The organism is Bradyrhizobium sp. Bra78, assembly GCF_024519855.1.
In the GTDB taxonomy this organism is placed as follows: domain Bacteria; phylum Pseudomonadota; class Alphaproteobacteria; order Rhizobiales; family Xanthobacteraceae; genus Bradyrhizobium; species Bradyrhizobium japonicum_G.
In genome coordinates this window covers 130,450-152,573 of sequence record NZ_JALJRE010000002.1, presented here as the reverse complement: position 1 = coordinate 152,573, position 22,124 = coordinate 130,450, and the positions used below count along the sequence as shown (strand labels likewise).

Here is a 22,124-nt window from a genome sequence, read left to right as displayed (position 1 = left end):
CATCATGCCGGCGTCGGCCTCAGTTCTCGTCCTCAACTCCGGATCGTCGAGCATCAAGTTCGGCCTGTTCGATATCTCGGCGGCCGAGCCCGTCCTGCTCTGCAGCGGCCTGCTCGACGAGCACGAGGCCAAGCCCCGGCTCGTCGTGAAAAATCCGGCAGGCGAAGTCCTGTTCCAGAAGCTGAGGGAAGCGTCGGACACGGACAGCGGTCATCTGTTCGCCGACGTGCTCGGCTTCATCGAGGACCATTTTGGCAAAGGCTGCTTGCGTGCCGTCGGCCATCGCATCGTCCATGGCGGACCGGATTATTCGGGGCCAGTCGAGCTGACGGAAGAGGTCACCGCGCAGCTGGCGGCGCTGACGCCGCTGGCGCCATTGCATCAGCCCCGCTGCCTCGCGCCGGTCCGCACCATCAGAGCGATCCAACCTGCGCTGGCGCAGATCGCCTGCTTCGATACCGCCTTTCATCACCGCCTCGCGCCGCCCGCGAGCCGCTTCGCCATCCCGAGGCGCTTCGAGGCGCGCGGCATCCGGCGTTACGGCTTCCATGGGCTCTCGTTCGAATATGTCGCGGGCCGTCTCGCCGGGATCGCGCCGGACCTCGCAGCCGGCCGCACGGTCATCGCACATCTCGGCAATGGCGCGAGCCTGTGCGCGCTGCGCGATGGCTGCAGCGTCGACACCACGATGGGACTGACGCCGCTCGATGGCCTCGTGATGGGCACACGCTGCGGCACGATCGATCCCGGCGTGCTGCTCTATCTGCAACAGCACGACAAGATGTCGGCCGAGGCGGTGCAGCACCTGCTCTATCACGAGTCCGGCCTGCTCGGCGTGTCCGGGCTTTCCTCGGACATGCGCACACTGCTCGCAAGCCGCGAACCCGCCGCGCGCGAGGCTATCGATCTCTTCACCTTCCGCGCGGCGCAGCAGGTCGCGGTGATGGCGAACACGCTCCAGGGACTGGATTGCCTGGTCTTCACCGGCGGCATTGGCGAGCATGCGAAGGAAATCCGCAGCGAGATCGGCAAGCGGCTCGCATGGCTCGGCGTCCGCATCGAGGCTGCGGCGAACGACGCGTCGCGCGAGCGCATCAGCACGGGCGACAGCACCGTCGGTATCTTCGTCATCCCAACGAACGAGGAGTTGATGATCGCGCGCCATTGCGCGGCGGCGCTGCAGCGGGCTCAGTGAATGCCGGTATAGATCTGGAAGCAGCCGATCGCGACCTCGATCACGATCAGCACCACCACCGCGATTTCGAGGCGGAGCGAGCGCTGGGTGTCGATGATGTCGGTGAGCGCGTTGGCGGTTTCCGACACGGCCGTGAGCTTGCGCTCGAGCGTGTCGAGGCGCTCCTTCAATTCGTACTCGTCTTCGAGACGGGCATAGAGCCGGTCGAGCTCGGGCTTCTCCCAGAGCACGTCGGGTTTCTCGGCCACCGCGACACGGCCGGCGACGCGCTGCTGGACCAGAAGCGCATTGCCGATCAGTTGCAGAATGCCCTTGCGCCGGGGCGGCGTGCGGCCCTGCTCGGCAAGCGTGCGCGCAAAGGGCTCGATCACGTCGAAGACCGCGGCGACGCGCCGCTCGTCGCGCGCGAGCGAGGTGCTCTTGGCGAGTGCGTCCGCGATCAGCAGCAGCCGGTCGTCGGAGAATTTGGCGAGGCGGATCGGGCCGCCCGGCTGGATCGCCTCACTGCTTTCGTCCTTGCAGAGCTGCGCCTGCGCGATCTCCTCCTCATGGGGGCTGAACTCGCCGATGACGCGGGGCTTCAGGCTGTCGATCAGCACCTTCTCCTCCGAGGGGAGGAGACCGATCAGGACGACGACGCCGTAGCGGAAGATCACAACGAGGCCGGCATGGACGCGAAAGGCAGCCGGCGTCGAGGAGATGGGCGGACCGATCTCGAGCCCGGAGGGATTGATGCGTTCGCCGAGCATCACGGCCCGAATCCGCAGGGTCGGCGCACCATCCGGCTTGGGAGACGCGGCCGGCACATTGACAGCAAGTTGATCGGCGTTCATTCGAAGCCTCGTCTGATTGCACGTTTTTCCTGATCCGGTGCTCGTTCTCTATCGCATCCTCGCTTTGCAGGATTGCGAACGGCCCCGGGCGGCGCGCAATATCGCGGCAAATCTCCGGATTAATACGGTCAGGACGCGTTGGGCGCCGAAACATTCGGAAATATCGCCACCCCGCGCGAGACATATTTGGATGCGATGGCTCCAGCGGTTTACCATCGAATACCGAAGCACGGCCGAAAAGTTGCACTCGGCGACGCCTCGTGTTTATGACAACATCACAACAAGCTACGCTTCTCCCGAAGTGCAGACATCGAAGCCGTAATCATGCTGAGCGTCATCATTCCGACCGAAGGCGTCGAGCAGACGGCGGTCGCAACTCTGGCCGCGCTGGTGCCCGGTGCCGCTGCGGGCATCATCCGGGAAGTGCTCCTGGTCGACGGCACCCGCAACGGCGTCATCGAGCGGGTTGCCGACGTCGCAGGCTGCCGTTTCATCGGCTTCGAGGGATCCTCGCAGGGTGCCGCGCTCGCCGCCGGCGCGCTCCAGGCCCGTTCGCCCTGGCTGATGTTCCTGCCCGCAGGCGCCGTGCTGGAAACCGGCTGGATCGATGAGACCACCCAGTTCATCCAGAGCGTCTCGAGCAGCGGCAAGGATCGTGCAGCGGTATTTCGCTATGCACGCTCGCCATACGCCAATACCGGATTCCGCGACATCCTCCAGGCCGTGACGCGCAAGCTGGTCGGTCCGTTCGGCGATCAGGGGCTGTTGATCGCCCGCGATCATTACGACCGGATCGGCGGGTATCCGCCCCAGGCCCGCCGCTCCGAGGCGCGGCTGCTCCGGCGGCTCGGCCGTTCGTCCCGGATCATGCTGCGCAGCCGGATCGTGATGATCGGCTAAGGTCGCCGATACTTGCCAAAGTCAAATAACTATTTGACAATGGCAAGTATCGAGGTGTCCTCATGTCATCTAACGGTACCGACGACCCCATCGCAGCGGTCCGCGCCTTCAACCGCTTCTACACCCGCAAGCTTGGCGTGCTTGACCAGCACCTTGGAAAGAGCCCGTTCTCGCTCAGCGAGGCCCGCGTGCTCTACGAGCTCGCGCAGCGAGACGACCTCGCGGCAAAGGAGATCGGCAACGAGCTCGGCCTCGACCCCGGCTATCTCAGCCGCATCGTGCAAAGCTTCGACGAAAAGGGGCTGATCACCCGCAGGCCCCTGCCCGCGGATCGCAGGCAATACCAGCTCAGCCTCACCGCAAAGGGCCGCCAGACCTTTGCCAAGCTGAACCTGGGCTCGCAAAATGAGGTCGCCGCAATGCTGGCTCAGCTTTCGGCCAGCGATGCAACGCGGCTCACGCAGGCCATGGGGACCATCGAGGCTGTGCTGGAGCAACGTCGAAGCCAGCCTGCGGCTTTCATGCTGCGCAGCCATCGCGTCGGTGACATGGGCTGGGTCATCTCCCGGCAGGCCGCCGCCTACGCCGCCGACTACAACTGGGATATCAGCTACGAGGCGCTGGTCGCCGAGATCTGCGCACAATTCATCAAGAACTACGACGCCATGCGCGAGCACTGCTGGATCGCGGAAGTGGGGGGCGAGGCGGTCGGCTCGATATTCCTGGTCAAGACCACCGACGAGATCGCCAAGCTGCGCCTGTTGCAGGTGGAGAAGAAAGCACGGGGGCTCGGTGTCGGCCGCGCGCTGGTCGAGCAATGCATCCAGGGCGCACGCGAGAGGGGCTACGGCAAGATGACGCTGTGGACGCAGAGTATTCTGGTGGCGGCCCGCGGCATCTACCAGAGCGCCGGCTTCAAGCTCGTGAAGGAAGAGAAGCACCACAGCTTCGGTGCAGATCTGGTGGGCGAGACCTGGGAGCGGGACCTGTAACGATTTGCGATAAGCGCGATGCGCGTGAATGCGCCCTCGCCCCTTGCGGGAGAGGGCAGCGACGCTGGTAGACGCGACCTCACTTGGGTGAGGGGTATGCCTCCGCGAACTTCGGCGCTTGCAGATAGATACCCCTCATCCCGCGCTTCGCGCCACCTTCTCCCACAAGGGGGGGAAGGAAGAAAGAGCAAGCTACACCGTCGCGCCCTGCGCCTTCGGCCTTCGCAGATGCTCGTCCAGGCGCGGCATGATCTCGACGAAATTGCAGGGGCGCGTCCGGTAGTCGAGTTGGGCAGCCAAGATGCCGTCCCAGCCGTCGCGGCAGGCGCCGGGCGAACCCGGCAGGCAGAAGATGTAGGTCGCGCCAGCAACGCCTGCTGTGGCGCGGCTCTGGATCGTCGACGTGCCGATCTTGGCATGGCTCAGCAGGTGGAATGCGATCGAGAACCCGTCCATGCGCTTCTCGAACAGGGGCTCGATCGCCTCAGGCGTGACGTCCCGCCCGGTGAAGCCGGTGCCGCCGGTGGTGATGACGACGTCGATGCCGGCATCCGCAATCCAGCGGCGGATGACGGCGCGGATCGCCTCGACATCGTCGGTGACGATTTCGCGCGCGGCAAGGTGATGGCCCGCAGCGGCGAGACGGTCCGCCAGCGTCTGGCCGGATTTGTCATCGGCGAGCGCTCGCGTGTCGGAGACCGTGAGCACCGCGATGTTGAGCGGGATGAATTGTTTTGCTTCGCCGATGGAGGCCATTGGTGCTTCCTCACGTGTCCCGGACGCGATGCAGCGTCATAAGCGCGTTCACGCGCGTCTTCAACGCGCTATGGCGGTGCAGCGCATAGCCGGGACCCCACTGATCTTGGGAGACCGGCGTTGTGGGCCCCGGCTCTGCAGCGCACCGCTGAAGAAGCGCTGCGCTGGGTCCGGGGCTCGAGGTCGGACAACTACTGCTGCCCGCCGCCGAACGTGTTGCAGGCCTGGACCGAGCCCTGCTGGTAGCCGGTCATGAACCATTGCTTGCGCTGCGCCGCCGAGCCGTGGGTGAAGGAATCGGGCACGACGCGGCCGGTGGCCTGGCGTTGCAGCGTGTCGTCGCCGATCGCGCTCGCCGTGGTCAGCGCAGCATCGATATCGCCCGCCTCCAGGAAATTCGGCCGCTTCTTCGCCTCGCGGTTGACCCAGACGCCGGACAGGCAGTCGGCCTGCAACTCGACCTTCACCTGCAGCGCATTGGACTCGGCCTTGCTGCCGGCCTGCTGCTGCAGCCGCGTCACGCGCGGAATGATGCCGAGCAGGTTCTGGATGTGATGGCCGGCCTCATGCGCGATGATGTAGGCGGTGGTGAAGTTACAGGCGGACTTTCCGGAGCAGCCGCGGAAGCGCGTCTCGACCTCGCGGAAGAATCCGGTGTCGAGGAAGATGGTCCTGTCGGGCGGACAATAGAACGGTCCCATCGCCGACTCTGCCCGGCCGCAGCGGCCGCCGTTGGTGACGTTGCGGAACAGCACGACCTTCGGACCGGTGTAGGACTGGCCCGAGGCCTGGAAGATCTCGCTCCAGCGGTCGTCGATCTCGCCGAGGATGCCGGAGATCATGCTGCCCATCTCGTCGGTTGGCGCGCCGCGCTTGGCAGAGGTCGACTGGCGATCGGTCTGATAGCTCGGCGCCTGGCCACCGCCGGTGAGGATCTCGGCGCCCCCGATCAGGATGCGCGGGTCGATGCCGAAGGCATAGCCGACCAGGCCGAGCACGATGATGGTGCCGATGCCGAGCCCGCCGCCGCCCATCGGCAGGCCGAACCCACCTCCGCCACCGCCCCCGCCGCCATCGTCGCGACGATCCTCGATATCGTCGCTGCGGCGGAAATCATCATAGCGCATGGCGGCTTCCCTCGGTCCTGGATGGCATCATTTGGGCGCAAGGCGCCGAAGCTCAACGCGCCACTCACGTAAAATTTCCATTGCGTTAATCAATATCCCGCTCGGCAATTATTGCCTAGTGCGACAGCATGGCAATGCCAGCAATTTTTTCCGAGGGTCGTGCATTTTTTTCCGAGGGAAATCCGGAGTCATTTTGCGCTCCGGCCGCTCCCGCAACGCGAAGGCACGCGAAATACACTGCAAAACACGGCGATTGCGCGCAACAAACCGCACATCACGCGCGATGCGAGAATTGCTCACGAAAGCGGCGGGTTAAGTCGATTTTTACTTTGCCGCTTCAATGTAACGGTCAGTCGGTTGTTTGGTCCCGCGTCGCCGACAGCGTCGCCTGAGTCAGAGTTCTTGAGTCATGGTAGAGTCGCGTCGCGGGGCGTCTGCAAGGGCGCCCCGCACAAATTTTGAGTCTCCCGCGCATCGCATCATTCTCGGCGATTGCGTCGCCGAGATGTCGAAGCTTCAGGCTGGTTCGGTCGACCTCGTGTTCGCCGATCCGCCCTACAATCTCCAGCTCAAGGGCGACCTCAAGCGCCCCGACGAATCCCATGTCGATGCCGTCGACGACGACTGGGACAAGTTCGATTCGTTTTCCGCCTATGACGATTTCACCCGCGCGTGGCTGCTCGCTGCCCGCCGCGCAATGAAGCCGTCGGCGACGATCTGGGTGATCGGCTCCTATCACAACATCTTCCGCGTCGGCGCGATCATGCAGGACCTCGGCTTCTGGCTCCTGAACGACATCGTCTGGCGCAAAACCAACCCGATGCCGAATTTCCGTGGCCGCCGCTTCACCAACGCGCACGAGACCATGATCTGGGCCGCGCGCGACGAGAAGGCCAAGGGCTACACGTTCAACTACGAAGCGCTGAAGGCCGCCAACGAGGACGTGCAGGCACGGTCCGACTGGCTGATCCCGCTCTGCACCGGCGAGGAGCGTCTCAAGGGCGCCGACGGCAAGAAAGTGCATCCGACGCAGAAGCCGGAAGGCCTGCTCGCGCGCGTGCTGCTGTCGTCCTCCAAGCCCGGCGATCTCGTGATCGATCCTTTCAACGGCACCGGCACCACCGGCGCTGTCGCCAAGCGCCTCGGCCGCTCCTATATCGGGTTCGAGCGCGACAAGACCTATGCCAAGGCTGCCGAAGCGCGTATCGCCGCGGTCGAGCCGCTGCCGGAAGCAAGCCTCGCCCCGTTCATGACCGCGCGCGAGGCGCCGCGGGTGGCGTTCTCCGAGCTGATCGAGCGCGGCATGATCATGCCCGGCACGAAATTGTTCGACGCCAAGAAGAAGCTCGGCGCACTCGTGCGCGCCGACGGCGCCATCATGCTGGGAGACAAGGTCGGCTCAATCCATCGCATGGGCGCGGTCGCACAAGGCGCGCAAGCCTGCAACGGCTGGACCTTCTGGCATGTCGAGACCAAGAAGGGTCTCAAGCTGATCGACGAGCTCCGCGCCGAGATCCGTGCCGGCATGGCGGCAGGGTAGGCTTTCCGCGATCTTGCAGGGTGGGCACGGCGCTTTGCGCCTTTGCCCCGCCCTGCGGCTCCTTGAATGACGCGACGGCCGGGACTAGATTGAGCGGGTCAGTCCCGACCGGCGGGCTCCCATGCGACGACAGTCCGAAACATTGCTGCTGGTGCCGCTGCTGCCGATCTTCCTGGTCGGCATGTTTCCGATGTTCCTGATCGCGCTATTGGGATTTTTCGGCCTCGCCTTGTTCGGCGTGCTGGTGGTCTGCGTCGGGCTCGCCGGCAGCAACGAGGCGCACGACAATTTCAATCACGACGTCATCGTTCACGGCTATGCGCGGGGATCGGAGCGCGCGGCGCGGGCTTCCGACATGCATCTGGCTGCGCGGCTCGGGCTGCGGCTGGAGGCCGTGGGCGCGGCCATGGTCATTACGGCGGCGATCGGCCTTTGTTACGCCGGCTGATCTGCGCGGCGCGCAGATACCGCCCGGCAAACTCGCCGGTTGCCCTCCCGGACAAGGTTCAGGCAAGAGAGGCCGTCAGCGGCAGTGACGCTGCGTTCGCTCTCGGCCGGCAACAATGGGGAGATGCCCGATGCTCAAGTTCTATTTCAACGGATCGCCGAACCCGACCAAGGTCGCGCTTTATCTCGAGGAGTCCGGTCTGCCCTTCGAGCCGGTCAAGATCGACACCCGCAAGGGCGAGCAGTTCACGCCGGAATTCCTGAAAATCAATCCGAACGCCAAGGTGCCTGCGATCGACGATGGCCGCACCATTGTTTTCGACAGCAACGCCATCCTGCTCTACCTCGCCGAGAAGACCGGAAAATTCCTGCCCGCGGCCGCCGTTCGCGGCGAAACGCTGTCATGGCTGATGTTCATCGCCACCGGTGTCGGGCCCTATTCGGGCCAGGCCGTGCACTTCAAGCATTTTGCGCCGAAGGACCAGAACCACGACTACGCCCATAACCGCTACCAGTACGAGACCGATCGCCACTACAAGATCCTCGACGGCCACCTTGAAGGCCGCCGCTACATGGTCGGCGATGCCTATTCGATCGTCGACATGGCGCTGTGGGGCTGGGCGCGGATGGTGCCGTTCAAGCTCGGCGACGAGGCCTTTGCGCGCTACCCGAACGTGAAGCGGCTGGTCGACGAGATCTCGGCGCGGCCGGCGGCGGCGCGTGCGATCGCGCTGAAGGACAAGTTCACCTTCAAGGCCGAGATGGACGACGAGGCCCGCGGCAACATGTTCAAGCACATGACGACCAAGGTCGCCTGATCGCACTGGATTGTTTTGGAAGGCCACGCGCATGCGCGTGGCCTTTTGCTTTTACGCGGCGTGGACCGAGCTCAGGAATTTTGCGACTTCCTGCTTCAACCGGTTGCTGTCGGCCGACAGCGAGCGCGCCGCCGACAGCACCTGCGAGGAGGCCGAACCGGTCTCGGAGGCGCCGCGCTGGACGTCACCAATGTTGGACGACACGCGCTGCGTGCCACGGGCCGCCTGCTGGACGTTGCGGGAGATCTCCTGCGTGGCCGCGCCCTGCTCCTCCACGGCGGCGGCAACCGTCGAGGAGATTTCCGACAGCCGCTCGATGGTGCCGCTGATCTCCTTGATCGAACCGACCGATTCCTCCGTCGCGGCCTGGATGCCGGAGACCTGCTGAGCGATCTCGCCGGTGGCCTTCGCGGTCTGCTCGGCGAGAGCCTTGACCTCCGAGGCCACCACGGCAAAGCCGCGGCCGGCTTCGCCCGCGCGCGCCGCCTCGATGGTGGCGTTCAGCGCCAGCAGGTTGGTCTGGCCGGCGATGGTGCTGATCAGCTCGACCACGTCACCGATGCGGGCGGCGGCCTTGGAGAGCTCGCCGACGCGCGCGTTGGTCCTGCTCGCCTGACCGACGGCTTCGCCGGCGATGCGGGCCGATTCCTGCACCTGTCGCGCGATCTCCGTCACCGATGAGGACAGCTGTTCGGTGGCCGAGGCAACGGCCTGCACGTTTGCCGTGGCTTCCTGCGATGCGGAGGCGACTTCCGTCGACAGATCCTGGGCACGCGAGGCGGTCGTGGTCAGGGTGCCGGCGGAGGCTTCGAGCTCGTTCGACGCCGACGACACGGTGTTCACGATCTCGCCGACGGCCTGCTCGAACTGGTCGGCCAGCTTGACCATGTCGGCTTTGCGCTGCCCGGCCTGCCGCGCCTCGACCTCGGTCTGCTCGTGGCGCATGCGCTCGGTCTCGACCATGTTGTCCTTGAACACCTGGATCGCCATCGCCATGTCGCCGATCTCGTCGGCCCTGCCGCGACCGGGTATTTCGACCGCGAGATTGCCGCCGGCAAGCAGTCCCATCGCCCGGGTCATCGAGGTCAGGGGACCGACGATGCTGCGGGCGATCAGCACGGCGACGAGGCCGCCGAACAGGACGGCGAGGCCGCCCGCGATCTCCTGGATCGACGTCGTTCCGGCAATCACGGCTTCGGCATTGCTGCGCGAGTCCTTATAGTCCTTCTTCAAGGTGGTTTCCGCGACCTTGAGCTTGCCGATGCTCTCGACGATGAGCGGCGCGAGGTTCTTGTGATAGATCGCGTCGGCCTGAAGCATCGCAGCGGATGTCGTCTCGAACGCGGATTTGTAGATTCCGAGCGAGGTCTTCACCGGCGTGAGCGTGGTCCGCAATTCCGTCGCCTGCGGGCTCTTTTCGATCGCCGTGAGCCGCTGCATCGCCCTGTCGACGTTGGTCCTGAAGTTCGCGGGCCCCTTGACGTCGCGCAGGGCCAGGAAACGCCAGTTCGCGATCTGGACGAGAAGCAGCCTGGATTCGAGGTCCGCGACGAGGGACGCGGTGTCTTCGTCGACGGCCGCACGCGCCGTGTCGACCAGCTTGGCCATCTTGACGGTCAGTTCGTCGCCACTCGGCAGCAGCGTCGCCTTGCCCGTTCTCGCCTCGTTGACGGCGTCACTCAGATTGTCGCGCAGGCTCCGCATCCTGGCGATGTCGCCGATGAGCCCCTCGTAAAGCTTTCGCCGCTCCTGCGACAGCGTACCCTCCGCCCCGACCTGCAACAACTCGGTAGCTGCGGTCTCCCGCTCCGCGGCCTCCTTCATCGCGGGCTCGCTGGCGTCGTAGATGTATCGCAAATTGGCGCGCTGGATGGCCTGAAGGTGGGTCGAAATCTCCAGCACCCGCGCGGTGCTGTCCGAAAGCGCCGATTGTCGCCCGACCTGATCCTGGACCTCCCGCAAATTCCAGACGGCAACCACCGCCATCACGAGACCGACCGCCACCAGGGCCATGAAGCCTGCGTACAGGCGTCCCCTGATCCGCAAACGAAACTTCGGCATTCCCACTATCCACCCAGATGCATGTCACTTCGAGCGACCGAACGTCCGGCGATCGTCACCGGCCACCCTGGCAGCCGCGCGTCGCATCCATGCGACCCACGCTGCACCGCGGCACAATGGGGGACACTTGTTAATTGAACCTTCCAATTTTTCGCGTGCGAATGCATCCGCCCGCCGAAATCTGCTGATTTTATCGGCAGCCATGCACAGATTGCGGTGTGGCCCGCGGCGGCATGCAGGGTCCTGCATGCGTTGCCTGAAAGCATGCGTTGCCTGACGAATGGCTATTGCGCGCTCTCTCGCTGCAATTTGCCGAGCGCGTTCTCGACCACTTCCAGCGTGTACGGCTTCTGAACCACAGGCGCCGAAGCCAGCTCCACCGGAATCGGGGCGCGCTCGCCATAGCCGGTCGCGAAGATGAAGGGCACGCCGATCTCCTTGAGCTTCTGCGCCACCCGGATGCTGCTCTCGCTGCCGAGGTTGAGGTCGAGCAGAGCAAAGCTCGGGCGCATGCGCTCGATCGAGCGCAGCGCCTGGTCGACGCTCGCGGCGGTGTCGACGTGGCGGGCGCCGAGGTCGAGCAGGATGACCTCCGCCGCCATCGCGATGATCAGATTGTCCTCGACGATCAGCGCCGTGTCGGAAATCCGCGGGCGGGACGATTGCTGCTCTTCGATGCGCATGGCGGCTCCTGCGATTGATGACACGAGTTGGACGAAGTTGGGGGGAATGATGAACGTCGCTTGCACGCCCAGCAGGTCGAAGCGGATTTCGGCTTCGCCCTTGAGGTCGAACGGGACCGAGCGCTCGATGATCGTGGTCCCGAAGCCGCGCCGCGACGGCGGCTGCACCGGGGGGCCACCGCTCTCCTTCCAGTCGATGACGAGGCTCGACGACGGATCGAGGCGCCAGGCCACCTCGACGCTGCCGGTGGAATCGGCGAGTGCGCCGTATTTGGCGGAATTGGTCATCATCTCGTGCACGACGAGGGCCAGCGTCGCGAACGCCCTGGGATCGAGCGCTACGTCGGGTCCGCCGATCTTCACCCGGTCTGCGCGCGCGCCCAGATAGGCGCCGGCCTCGGATTCGAGGAGCGAGCGCAACGCGACAGGCGCCCAGTTCAGATTGGTGATCTGGTCGTGAGCGCGGGCGAGGGCCTGGATGCGGCCGCCGAGCACGCCGGCGAACTCCTCGACGCTGGCCGCGGTGTCCTTGCTCTGCGCCACCAGAGCGCGGACGAGGCTCAGGATGTTGCGAACGCGGTGATTGAGTTCGGCGATCATCAACTCCTGCCGCTCCTGCGCGCCGCGCCGCTCGCGCGCGGCAAGATCGGACAGTTGCAGGATCACCTCGAGCAGCGTCACCCGCAGGCTCTCGGCGATACGGATGTCGGCCGACGACCACGGCTTGGACTGGCCCGCCACCGTCTCCTGCCACAGCTCGAAACTCTTGCGCGGCGTGAGGCGCGGCCCGTTCGGACCCTGGTCGTAGACCTTGTTGGGATCGCCGGCCCAATTGACGGAGCGTGTGACCTCGCGACGGAAGAAGATCAGGCAATCGCGCGGCGTGCGCGAGATCGGGATGGCGAGAAAGCCCGCCGCGCGGTCGCGAAAGGACTGGCCGGCGGCATAGACCTTGGCGATCTCGGCGCTGGCGAAGATCCGTCCCGGCGTGGTCCGGTTGATGAAGGCAACGAGTTCCTTCACCTCATCCTCGGTCGGCGTCTCGCCCTGAAGCGCAATCCTGTTGTCGGACCACACCGCCACGCCGTCGCAATCGATCATGTTCCCGTAGTCGCCGAGGAAATCGACGATCGCGCGCCGGCTGTGCTCGTGCAGGGCCGCGGTCTCGATCAGCCGCTCCTGCACCTGGTGGGCGCGTGTCTCGTAGGCGACGTCGCCCTCGCGCTCGCGACCCTCCACGATCCAGGAGAACATCTGCCCGAACAGCTCTGATGCCGTGCGCTTCTCGAACGAGATGTAGCGCGGCGAATAATGATGGCAAGCGAACAGGCCCCACAGCTTGCCGTCACGCAGGATCGACACCGACATCGAGGCGCCGACGCCCATGTTGCGCAGATATTCGATGTGGATCGGCGACACCGAGCGCAGTACGCTCATCGAGAGATCGAGCAGCGCCGCATTGTGCGTGGCCGTCGACACCAGCGCGGCCGGCTGCGCATCGATGTCCGCGATGATGCGCAGCCAGTTGCGCTGATAGAGAACGCGGGCCTGCCTCGGGATGTCCGACGCCGGATAATGCAGGCCGAGAAACCGTTCGAGCCCCGCTTCCGCAGCCTCCGCGATCACCTCGCCCGATCCGTCCGGATGAAACTGATAGACCATGACGCGGTCGAAACCGGTCAGCACCTTGAGCTGCCGCGCGGCCTCCCGAGCGAGCTCGTTCATGCCGCGCGTCTTGCGGATCCGCTCCAGCATCAGGCGCACGAGCTCGCCGGAATTGACGCCGGGCTCGATGACGCTCGGCTCGGCTTCCACGACCAGATAGGCGCCGGAAAAATGGATCGAGAGATCAAAAGGCGGCTTGCCCGACCGGAGCTCGACGCCGAACACGCGTTCGGTCGCGTCCGGCCCGCTCAGATGGTCGACGCGGCTGCGAATGGTCTCGACGGCGGCTTCCGAGATGACGCTCGACAGCGGTCGCTGCAGCAGGTCGGCGGCGTCAGTGCCGAGAAAACTCGCGACGTTGCCCGATGCCATGCAGATCGTGAAATCCGACAGCACCGTAAGCAGGAAGCCGAACGGCTGCACGCTGCCGGGAATGTGGATCGGCTCGCGATCGCAATTGGTGAGATTGACGGCCTCGTTCATGCCCGGTCTGCCGCCTGCTCGAACGCGGCGAAGGCGATGCGGGCCGCCTCGATCACTTCTTCCTGGTCGCAGGCCACCTCGCTGGCGAGCCTTGCCAGAAAGCTCTGCCAGAGCCGCTTGCCGGCGCCGTGATTGAGGTAGGCGGTGGCCTCGCCGATGCGTGGATCGCCCGCATCCGCAACCGTCTTCAGCAGGAACTTGGCCCCGAGCCGGGAGCCCTCCAGCACGTACATGGTGCCCAGCACACCACTGCGCGTCAGCGGCGGCACCGACACGGTGGATTGCACGGCGCTGCCGAGCCGCCCGAGGTCGGCCGCAATGGCGGCCCTGCGCACCCGCTCCGGCCAGTCCGGAAACATCCGGGCAACGCCGGCCTCGTCGAGCGCGGCTTCGAGCGGCAGCAGCGCGCCGGCGCTGGCTTGCAGAAAGCGGCGGTAGCCGGAAAAGACGGTGAGATCGAACGACGAAAGCTGCGCATCGAGCTCGCGGTGCGCAGCAGCCGTCTCATCTCTCAGTCGTTCGCGGAGTCCGGGAAAGCTGCGGCCCACCTGTGTCGAAACGTCCGAAGCCCCAGCCAGCATGAAATTCCCAAAACGCGCGCAAAGCCGGCGCGCGATTGCCCCGGAGCCGAAGGAACGCAGGGGGAATCCAAAGGTTCCGCCAGCTCCGGAAAAACCGGGCATAAGAAGGACGGCTCGCGCCCACTCCTCTGGCCCGCACGACCATCGCTGGCTGCGACGGACAAAATCGGCTGGCGGACGCGACGTCGTTCAATCGGGTCAGCCCGCGGCCCTCACCGTTGCCTGCGGAAAAGGACCCAGCGCCTTCTCGGTCAGGATCGAGTCGCAATACTCGCGGATCTCCTTGATCTTGCCGTCCTCAAGGCGAAACACCAGACAATAGTCGTTGTCGTAGCGGACGTCCTCGGGCGTGACGTTGTCGCCCTTGGCTTCCACCACGACGATGTCGCCGTCGGCGATGAAGCGATGGGCGACCGTGCGCGTGCGGTCGCGAAGGCGGGTGCGCACATAGCCGTGCAGATCGTTGAGGATCGCCTCCTTGCCCGCGAACGTGCGCGACCATGAATATTGACCGGTCACGACCCATTTGGCGTCGTCGGCCAGGCTTGCGGTGAACAAAGCGCGGTCGCGCACGGACGGATCGGGGCTGGCGGCAGCGGCAAAGATATCCTGCATCAGTTGCTTGTTGGCGCTCGCGCTCATGGCGGCATCTCCTTGTGGTGGCATCGCGGGGAGATCATCGCGGCGAGATGAGAATTCTTCAAATCGATAGAGGATATGATATCTATTCGCCTCATGAATTTGAATTCGCTTGACCTCAACCTCCTCACCGCACTCGACGCGCTGCTGCGCGAGGCCAATGTCAGCCGCGCCGCGTTGCGGATCGGGCTGTCGCAGCCGGCAGCGAGCCACGCGCTGCAGCGCCTGCGCGACATTTTCGGCGACCCGCTGCTGGTGCGTACCGGCGCGCGGATGGAGCTGACCCCGCGGGCACAAGCGCTGCGCACGCCGCTGGCACAGGCGCTCGACCAGGTGCGCGGGCTGTTCGTGCCGGATGATTTCGACGCCGCACGCAGCGAACGGCAATTCCGGCTGATGATGCCGGATCTCGCGGTGGAGCTGTTGATGCCGCCCTTGATGGAAAAGGTGACGCGCCTCGCACCCAACGTCCGCATCGACGTCGTGCCTTGGCGGGGACCGGCCATCTTCCACGCCGAGTTCGCCCGCACCATCGACCTCGTGATCTCGATCGGCAACGCCTTCAAGGGGTTTCACCGCCAATTGCTCTACACCGACGGCGATGCACTGGCGGTGCGGCGCGGCCATCCCATGGGCGCGAAGCTGAAGCGGCGCGAAACCTTCCTGGCCGCGCGCCATGTCGGCGTGATCATCCGTGGCCAGCCCGAGGATCTGATCGACACCTGGCTGCGCAGCAAGGGCATCGAGCGGCACATTTCGCTGGTGGTGTCGGGCTATCTGGAGGCGCTGCACGTCGCCGCCCGCACCGACCTCGTCGCCTTCGTGCCGCGCCGGCTGATCGCGGCGCTGTCGAAGCAGCTCGGCCTCGTCACGGTGACGCCGCCGCTCGACCCCGGCATCGACGAGCAGTTCATGTTCCATCCGACCCGCGCGCAGATGGACCCCGGCTCGATCTGGCTGCGGCGGCTGATGCTGGAAACAGGACGGGAGCTGGAGAAGAAGGGGCGTGCTGGGTAGGACGCAGCTTCAAAGCAAATGGTGTCGTCCCGGGTCTGCGCTTACGCTTGCCCGGGACGACAGGGGAATATGCGGCCGCGCTCTTACGCCTTCTGGGCGTCCATCACCTTGCGCACGGCGGGGCGCTCGGACATGCGCTTGAAATGATCGGCGATCTTTGGTGTCGCGTTGATGTCGACGCTGTCGCCTTCGAGCCAGTGCGAGATCGTATGGAGATAGGGATCGCAAATCGTGAACTGATCGCCCATCACCCACGGTCCCTTGAACATCTTCTGCTCGATCAAGGAGAAGGAGGCGCCCATGGTCTTCGGGATCATCGCCTTCATGTCGGCGAACGAGCTCTCTTGCGTCGCCCAGCGCGCGCCACGCATCTTGTGCGCATGGTTGATGTGCACGGTCGAGCAGAGATAGGAGTTGAACGATTGCACCTGGGCGAAGTCGAAGGGATCGTCGAGCGGCGCGAGTTTCGCCTTGGGGAAGGTCTGCGCGATATAGGCCAGCATCGCCGGCGTCTCGGTGAGGACGCCACGGTCGGTCACCAGGGCCGGCACGCGGCCCTTCGGGTTGATCGCGAGATAGTCCGGGCTGGTCTGCTGGTTGTCCTTGAAGCTGAGCCGTTCAGCCGTGTAGTCGGCGCCGGCCTCCTCCAGGGCCATGTAGGTGGCGAGCGCGCAGGTGCCGGTGGCGTAGTAGAGCTTGAGCATGTCGGACCTCATGGGAAAATTGGAAACTAACGGCTGCGGGCCTTCAGGTCCATAGCACGACATTCTCTTCGCAGTTGCCCACATCCGCCCGCCTGTGCCAAGACGCTCGCGGTCGGAGGGGTTTTGTCATGACGGTACTCATCGCCGGTGGCGGCATCGGCGGGCTGACGCTTGCGCTCAGCCTGCACGGAATCGGCGTTCCCGTAAAAGTGTTCGAGAGCGTCGCCGAGCTGAGGCCGCTCGGCGTCGGCATCAACGTGCTGCCGCACGCGGTGCGCGAGCTGATCGAGCTCGGGCTGATGGACAAGCTCGACGCCAGCGGCGTGCGCACCCGGGAGCTCGCCTACTTCTCCAAGCGCGGCAAGCCGATCTGGAGCGAGCCGCGCGGGCTGGAGGCCGGTTATAAATGGCCGCAGTTTTCGATCCATCGCGGCACGCTCCAGCAACTCCTGCTCGACGCCGCAGTCGAACGCCTCGGCCGCGACAACATCCTGACCAGCCATCATCTGACCGGCTGGAGCGAAACCGCTGACGGCGTGCGCGCCGATTTCATCGACAGGGCGACCGGCAAGGCCGCCGGGACCTACGACGGCACCATCCTGATCGCGGCCGACGGCATCCATTCCGCCGCGCGCGAAAAACTCTATCCCAACGAAGGCCCACCGATCTGGAACGGCCGCATCCTCTGGCGCGGCGTCACGCCGGCAAAGGCGTTCCTTACCGGCCGCACCATGATCATGGCCGGGCATGAGATCCTGAAATTCGTCTGCTACCCGATTTCGAAGCAGCCGGATGCGGCGGGCAATCATCTGATCAACTGGGTCGCCGAGCGCCACATGCCCCCGACCTATCAATGGCGTCGCGAGGACTATAACCGCACCGCGCGGCTGGAGGAGTTTCTGCCCTGGTTCGAGAGCTGGCAGTTCGACTGGCTCGATGTGCCCGGCCTGATCAAGAACTGCCCGCACGCCTATGAATATCCGCTGGTCGACCGCGATCCGGTGTCGCAATGGACCTTTGGGCGCGTCACGCTGATGGGCGATGCCGCACATCCGATGTATCCGATCGGCTCCAACGGCGCGTCCCAGGCGATCCTCGATGCCCGCACCATCACCCGCGAGATCCTGACGCACGGGCCGACGCAGGCCGCCCTGCTTGCGTATGAGGCCGAGCGGCGCCCGGCGACCACGGACCTCGTGCTGCTCAACCGCAAGAACGGGCCTGAGCAGGTGATGCAGCTCGTCGAGGAGCGCGCGCCCGACGGCTTCGAGGTCGTCACCGACGTGCTGTCGCAGAAGGAGCTGGAAGACATCGCTGCCAACTACAAGCGCGTCGCCGGCTTCCAGGTCGAGGCGCTGAATGCGAAGCCTGCGATCGTGAGCGCGGGTGCGAAGCGGGCGGGCGGTTGAGCAAGCCGCCCGTCGAGCCGCGGGGTCCTCTTCACCTCTCCCCGTAAGAACGGGGCGAGGGAGCGAGAGACCGGTGCTCGCCTCACCGCACCACCCTCGCCGCTTCGAGCAATCGCTCGGTGGCGCTTGCCGTCGCCAGCAGAGTCCCGTCTTCCGCCGTCAGCCTGGCCTCGACGAACGCAATCGTCTTGCCGAGCTGCGTCACCCTGGCCTCGCCGATGATCGGTCCGGGCTTTGCGGGGGCCAGGAAATTCACGGTCATGCTGATGGTGGTGGTGTAGAGTCGGCCCTCGCTCATCACCAGCACGGCGGGGCCCATCGTGTCGTCGAGCATGGCCGAGAGCATGCCGCCCTGGATGAATCCGGCCGGATTGCAGAACTCCGGCTTGCCGTCGAAGGCGAGCTTGATCCAGCCTTCCTGGGGGCGGGCATCGAGCAGGCGCCATCCGAGCAGCTCGGCGCAGGGTGGCCTTGGAAAGTTGTCGAGCGCGGTCTTGACCATGCAAACCTCCGGTGCGGCCAACCAATAGATCAGGCCTGCTGACACCATGGTGGCAGCAGCGCCACGCCGCATCGCTCCAGGGAACTACGGAAAATTGCACGGATTCAAGGCATTCCGCACCCCGTTAAGCACACTTCAACCAAGCGTTTTCACGACCGATTCAATACGATCCAATTGGCCTATCCGCCGGTAAGCGGTTGGAAGTTACCTCATGGGACAAGCGGCGGCGAAACCGGAGCCTTCCATGAGAGCCCTTTTGCAGCGGGCAGCAGATCGCCTGCACGCGATCGAAGATCGACTGACCGTTCGGACGCAGATCGCTGCGGCCCTCGCCGCGATGTCCATCGTGCTGGTGGGCACGCTCGCCGCCGGCGCAGCTCTCATCAGCTACAAGCACACTGCCTCCCTTATCGAGAGCAACCTTGCCGGGATCGCGTCCAGCACCTCCGCCCGGCTCGACCGCTTCATGGCGACGCGGCAGCAGGAGATGAAGCTGTTCGCGGAGCTCGAGCCGATGCAGCGGCTGTGGCAGGGGAATCCCGATGAATTGCGCAGCGCGCTCGAGGCGCTCCAGCACTCCTTCGATTTCACCTGGATCGGGTTTGCCGATCTCGACGGCAACGTCGTGGCCTCAACCGGCGGCCTGCTGCAAGGCAAATCCGTGGCCGCCCGCCCCTGGTTCAAGCAAGGTCTCGAGAGAATTGCCGTTGGCGACGTGCACGAGGCCATGCTGTTGGCCTCGCTGCTGACGCAGCGCGCCAACAACGAGCCTTATCGCTTCGTCGACATCGCCGTTCCCGTACGTGACGCCTCCGGCCGGCTGCTCGGCGTGCTCGGCGGGCATCTGGACTGGAATTGGGCCAGCAATTTGATCAAGGACGTCGAAGCCAATGACGGCAACACCGACACCCGGCTCTCGATCCTGAGCAAGGGCGGAATGGTCCTGGTCGGGCCTCGACAGGAAACCATCCGTTATGGCGGCGACGAGCTTACCGGCATTTTGAAGGCCCGCGACGGCACCTTCCGCGAAACGACGGAGGGACGGCAGACCCTGACGGCGTTCCACGTCGGCAGCGGCTATCGCGATTATCAGGGGCTGAACTGGATCGTCACCGCGAGCCAGCCGGCGAGCGTAGCGCTGGCGACGGCGATCTCGTCGGCGCAGACGATCCTGGCGATCGGCGTCGTCACCGCCGTGATTGCGCTGTCGCTGGCCATGCTGGTCTCGCGCCGGATCGCCGCCCCGATCATCGCCATCACGCAGGAAGCGGACCGCATCGGGCGCGCACACGGTCCGACCATGCTGGCGCGGCAGAGCGGTTCTGCCGAAGTCGTCCAGCTCTCGCGCGCCCTGCGCTCGCTGCTGCGCCGCATCGGCCTTGCCGAGGAGCGCACCAAGGAGGCCGAATTGCGCGCGACCGAGAACGCGATGCAGCTCCAGGAAGACCTGCTGAAGCTGCGCCAGCTCGCCGACACCGATTTCATGACCGGCCTGATGAACCGCCGCTCGTTCCTGGCCGTCGCCGACGACGCGGTGGCGTTCTGTCGCCGCTACAAGCGCAACATGGCGACCTTGATGATCGACATCGATCATTTCAAGAAGATCAACGACAGCCATGGCCACGCCGCCGGCGACGACGCGATCAAGAGCATCGCCGAGATCATCAGCCAGTCGATCCGGACCACCGACAAGGCGGCCCGCTTCGGCGGCGAGGAGTTCGTGGTGCTCTTGCGCGAGATCGACCAGGAGACCGCCGTGCTGCTGGCCGATCGCATCAGGACGTCGATCGAGAGCGCGACGGTGCGCCATGGCGACACCGTCATCCCCGTCACCGTGTCCGTCGGGCTCGCGCTGTTCGACGAGAGCGACCGCGACGTCCAGGACGTCATCGAGCGCGCCGATCAGGGCCTCTATGTCGCCAAGAAAACGGGGCGCAACCGCATCTTCCTGATGCCGGCGGAAGACGAGCGCGCCGCGCGCGCCGCCTGACGATTTTCAGCCCAGCGCGTGCGCGATCACCTTGCGCATGACGTTGGGCAGCGCTTCGCCGGCAAGGGTCGCGACCGGCACCCAGCGCATGCCTTCCGGCGCGCGCGTGCGCGCCTCGGCCCTCGCCCTGTAGACCACCAGCTCCAGCGGAAAATGCGTGAAGACGTGGGTGACCACGCCCACCTTGCGCTGCCAGCGCGACAGCCCCTTCAGCGCGGGCGCCTGCCGTTTTGCCCGGGCGTCGTCTTGGCCGGCCAGCCAGTCCGAACCCGGCACTTCGGTCATGCCGCCGAGCAGGCCTTTTTCGGGCCTTGAGCGGACGAGCAACTCGTCGCCGCGCGTCACGACGAAGGCGGCGCCGCGCCGCAGCGTCCCGCTTTTCTTCGGCGCCTTGCGCGGAAAGGTCTCCTGCGTTCCCTGTGCGAGCGCCGTGCAGTCCTCGTTCAACGGGCACAGCGAGCAGGCCGGCTTCTTCGGCGTGCAGATCGAGGCGCCGAGATCCATCAATGCCTGCGCGCTGTCGCCGGCGCGAGAGTCGCCAAGCAGAGTTGCCGCCAATTGCTGGATCCGCGGCTTTGCCTGCGGCAATTCCTCCTCGACCGCGAACAGGCGCGACACCACCCGCTCGATATTGCCGTCGACCGGCATGGTGCGGCGGTCGAAGGCAATCGCCGCGATCGCCGCCGCCGTGTAGGGCCCGATCCCCGGCAGCGCGCGCAGGCCTTCCTCGGTATCGGGAAACACGCCGCCGTGCTCGCGCGTCACAGCGACCGCGCAGGCATAAAGGTTTCGCGCGCGAGAGTAATAGCCGAGCCCGGCCCACATCCGCAGCACGTCGTCCTGCGAGGCCCGCCCCAGCGCCGCGACATCCGGCCAGCGCGCGACGAATTTTTCGAAGTAAGGGCCGACCGCCTTCACCGTGGTCTGCTGGAGCATGATCTCCGACAGCCAGACTCGATACGCGTCCGAGGCCTCCCCGGGCGCGGCGCGCCAGGGCAACCGGCGGCGGTGGCGGTCGTACCATTGGAGGAGCGCCTGCGGGCGTGCCGTGCTCCCCGGCTGAGGAGGTTCCGATTTTGCCTTCAGGGCGGCTTTGGGGCTCATGCTGTCACTGTAGCGGCGTCGCACCGATCTCTCCACGTCATGCCCGCGCTCGCCGCCGGCATCCACGCTTTTCTTCGCCCCCACGAGCCTGTGGTCCGCGCGCCGAAGTGCTATAAGAGTCCATGTCGAAGTTTCCCCCCAAACCCGGTCCCATCAGCGCCAAGCCGCTCGCGGTCCTGCTCGACGACGTCTTTGCCGAGGCCTATGCCAAGCAGGGTTTTGCCGCGCGCGAGCTGGTGACGCGCTGGGCGCAGATCGCAGGACCCGAGATCGCGGCCCATGCCGAGCCCCTGAAGATGCAATGGCCGCGGCCGGTCGAGGGCCAGCCGCAGGAGCCGGCGACGCTGGTGCTGCGGGTCGAAGGCCCGATGGCGCTGGAGATCCAGCACTCCGCCGACGTCATCCTGGAGCGGGTCAACCGCTTCTTCGGCTGGAGCGCGGTCGGCAAGCTGGCGTTCCGTCAGGCTCCGCTGTCGCGCGCCCGGCGACCGGTCCGTCCCGGCCCGCCGGACGCCAAATCGGTGGCGGAGGTGGCGGGGAGCCTGGGCGACATCGAAGATGAACAGCTCAAGTCGGCGCTGGCGCGGCTCGGGGCTGCCATCAAGCGAAATTGAGCCTCATTCCGCCGCTAATCTGGACCCGCCCTCGCCGCTCGCCATTGCCTCAAACGTCGTTTCA

General features: G+C 65.5%; 20 protein-coding genes. 10 read left to right on the top strand and 10 right to left on the bottom strand.

The window, feature by feature from the left end:
- Positions 1 to 4 precede the first annotated feature (4 nt).
- Positions 5 to 1,195 (top strand): acetate/propionate family kinase, encoded by a 1,191-nt coding sequence (locus tag OC450_RS04740; RefSeq protein WP_262047278.1) that lies wholly within the window; start codon positions 5 to 7, stop codon positions 1,193 to 1,195.
- Here the strand turns inward: OC450_RS04740 and OC450_RS04735 are convergent.
- Positions 1,189 to 2,028, bottom strand: a complete 840-nt coding sequence (locus tag OC450_RS04735; protein WP_211386789.1) for an RMD1 family protein — start codon at positions 2,026 to 2,028, stop codon at positions 1,189 to 1,191. The two genes, OC450_RS04740 and OC450_RS04735, sit on opposite strands and share 7 nt — an antisense overlap.
- Before the next feature lie 324 nt (positions 2,029 to 2,352).
- Here OC450_RS04735 and OC450_RS04730 point away from each other — a divergent pair, with 324 nt between their 5' ends.
- The gene (locus OC450_RS04730; protein WP_262047277.1) at positions 2,353 to 2,928 is read left to right on the top strand and encodes a glycosyl transferase; all 576 of its coding nucleotides are present in this window, start codon (positions 2,353 to 2,355) and stop codon (positions 2,926 to 2,928) included.
- A 62-nt stretch (positions 2,929 to 2,990) separates the two neighbouring features.
- Positions 2,991 to 3,920, top strand: a complete 930-nt coding sequence (locus OC450_RS04725) for a helix-turn-helix domain-containing GNAT family N-acetyltransferase (protein ID WP_262047276.1) — start codon at positions 2,991 to 2,993, stop codon at positions 3,918 to 3,920.
- A 192-nt stretch (positions 3,921 to 4,112) separates the two neighbouring features.
- Here the strand turns inward: OC450_RS04725 and moaB are convergent, their stop codons facing one another.
- Complete coding sequence (gene moaB / locus OC450_RS04720) at positions 4,113 to 4,676, bottom strand: molybdenum cofactor biosynthesis protein B (protein ID WP_262047275.1); 564 nt, start codon at positions 4,674 to 4,676, stop codon at positions 4,113 to 4,115.
- A gap of 191 nt (positions 4,677 to 4,867) precedes the next feature.
- Positions 4,868 to 5,803, bottom strand: coding sequence for a neutral zinc metallopeptidase (locus tag OC450_RS04715; protein ID WP_211386793.1), 936 nt, complete (start codon positions 5,801 to 5,803; stop codon positions 4,868 to 4,870).
- Positions 5,804 to 6,212: 409 nt separating this feature from the next.
- Between OC450_RS04715 and OC450_RS04710 the strand changes: the two genes are divergently transcribed.
- The 3 genes from OC450_RS04710 (at position 6,213) to OC450_RS04700 (ending at position 8,608) form a co-directional block, all read left to right on the top strand.
- Complete coding sequence (locus OC450_RS04710; protein ID WP_283814105.1) at positions 6,213 to 7,343, top strand: site-specific DNA-methyltransferase; 1,131 nt, start codon at positions 6,213 to 6,215, stop codon at positions 7,341 to 7,343.
- Positions 7,344 to 7,464: 121 nt separating this feature from the next.
- Positions 7,465 to 7,791 carry a hypothetical protein gene (locus OC450_RS04705; RefSeq protein WP_211386795.1) on the top strand — a complete coding sequence of 109 codons (327 nt, stop codon included), beginning with the start codon at positions 7,465 to 7,467 and terminating at the stop codon, positions 7,789 to 7,791.
- A 130-nt stretch (positions 7,792 to 7,921) separates the two neighbouring features.
- Positions 7,922 to 8,608 (top strand): glutathione S-transferase family protein, encoded by a 687-nt coding sequence (locus OC450_RS04700; RefSeq protein WP_262047274.1) that lies wholly within the window; start codon positions 7,922 to 7,924, stop codon positions 8,606 to 8,608.
- A 51-nt stretch (positions 8,609 to 8,659) separates the two neighbouring features.
- Here the strand turns inward: OC450_RS04700 and OC450_RS04695 are convergent, their stop codons facing one another.
- From OC450_RS04695 to OC450_RS04680, 4 genes are all read right to left on the bottom strand, one after another.
- Positions 8,660 to 10,669 carry a methyl-accepting chemotaxis protein gene (locus OC450_RS04695; protein WP_262047273.1) on the bottom strand — a complete coding sequence of 670 codons (2,010 nt, stop codon included), beginning with the start codon at positions 10,667 to 10,669 and terminating at the stop codon, positions 8,660 to 8,662.
- A gap of 284 nt (positions 10,670 to 10,953) precedes the next feature.
- Positions 10,954 to 13,500 carry an HWE histidine kinase domain-containing protein gene (locus tag OC450_RS04690; protein ID WP_211386798.1) on the bottom strand — a complete coding sequence of 849 codons (2,547 nt, stop codon included), beginning with the start codon at positions 13,498 to 13,500 and terminating at the stop codon, positions 10,954 to 10,956.
- Positions 13,497 to 14,081 carry a biliverdin-producing heme oxygenase gene (locus OC450_RS04685; protein ID WP_211386799.1) on the bottom strand — a complete coding sequence of 195 codons (585 nt, stop codon included), beginning with the start codon at positions 14,079 to 14,081 and terminating at the stop codon, positions 13,497 to 13,499. Before OC450_RS04685 ends, OC450_RS04690 begins: the two co-directional genes overlap by 4 nt.
- Before the next feature lie 198 nt (positions 14,082 to 14,279).
- Entirely contained in the window at positions 14,280 to 14,723 is a 444-nt protein-coding gene (locus OC450_RS04680) for a nuclear transport factor 2 family protein (RefSeq protein WP_211386800.1), read from the bottom strand.
- Positions 14,724 to 14,816: 93 nt separating this feature from the next.
- Here OC450_RS04680 and OC450_RS04675 point away from each other — a divergent pair, with 93 nt between their 5' ends.
- Positions 14,817 to 15,737 (top strand): LysR family transcriptional regulator, encoded by a 921-nt coding sequence (locus OC450_RS04675; RefSeq protein WP_262047272.1) that lies wholly within the window; start codon positions 14,817 to 14,819, stop codon positions 15,735 to 15,737.
- An 83-nt stretch (positions 15,738 to 15,820) separates the two neighbouring features.
- Here OC450_RS04675 and OC450_RS04670 read toward each other — a convergent pair whose 3' ends face one another.
- On the bottom strand, positions 15,821 to 16,441 hold the full coding sequence (locus tag OC450_RS04670) for a glutathione S-transferase family protein (RefSeq protein WP_211386802.1): 621 nt from the start codon (positions 16,439 to 16,441) through the stop codon (positions 15,821 to 15,823).
- A 128-nt stretch (positions 16,442 to 16,569) separates the two neighbouring features.
- On the opposite strand from OC450_RS04670, the gene OC450_RS04665 reads away from it, so the two are divergent.
- On the top strand, positions 16,570 to 17,850 hold the full coding sequence (locus OC450_RS04665; RefSeq protein ID WP_211386803.1) for a flavin-dependent oxidoreductase: 1,281 nt from the start codon (positions 16,570 to 16,572) through the stop codon (positions 17,848 to 17,850).
- A gap of 82 nt (positions 17,851 to 17,932) precedes the next feature.
- Here the strand turns inward: OC450_RS04665 and OC450_RS04660 are convergent, their stop codons facing one another.
- Positions 17,933 to 18,352 (bottom strand): PaaI family thioesterase, encoded by a 420-nt coding sequence (locus OC450_RS04660; protein WP_211386804.1) that lies wholly within the window; start codon positions 18,350 to 18,352, stop codon positions 17,933 to 17,935.
- Positions 18,353 to 18,596: 244 nt separating this feature from the next.
- Here OC450_RS04660 and OC450_RS04655 point away from each other — a divergent pair, with 244 nt between their 5' ends.
- On the top strand, positions 18,597 to 20,342 hold the full coding sequence (locus tag OC450_RS04655) for a sensor domain-containing diguanylate cyclase (RefSeq protein ID WP_211386805.1): 1,746 nt from the start codon (positions 18,597 to 18,599) through the stop codon (positions 20,340 to 20,342).
- A gap of 6 nt (positions 20,343 to 20,348) precedes the next feature.
- Here OC450_RS04655 and mutY read toward each other — a convergent pair whose 3' ends face one another.
- Complete coding sequence (gene mutY / locus OC450_RS04650) at positions 20,349 to 21,446, bottom strand: A/G-specific adenine glycosylase (protein ID WP_211386806.1); 1,098 nt, start codon at positions 21,444 to 21,446, stop codon at positions 20,349 to 20,351.
- A 122-nt stretch (positions 21,447 to 21,568) separates the two neighbouring features.
- On the opposite strand from mutY, the gene OC450_RS04645 reads away from it, so the two are divergent.
- A complete protein-coding gene (locus OC450_RS04645) occupies positions 21,569 to 22,060 on the top strand; it encodes a DUF721 domain-containing protein (RefSeq protein ID WP_211386807.1) in 492 nt (163 codons plus the stop codon).
- The last annotated feature ends 64 nt before the right edge of the window (positions 22,061 to 22,124 follow it).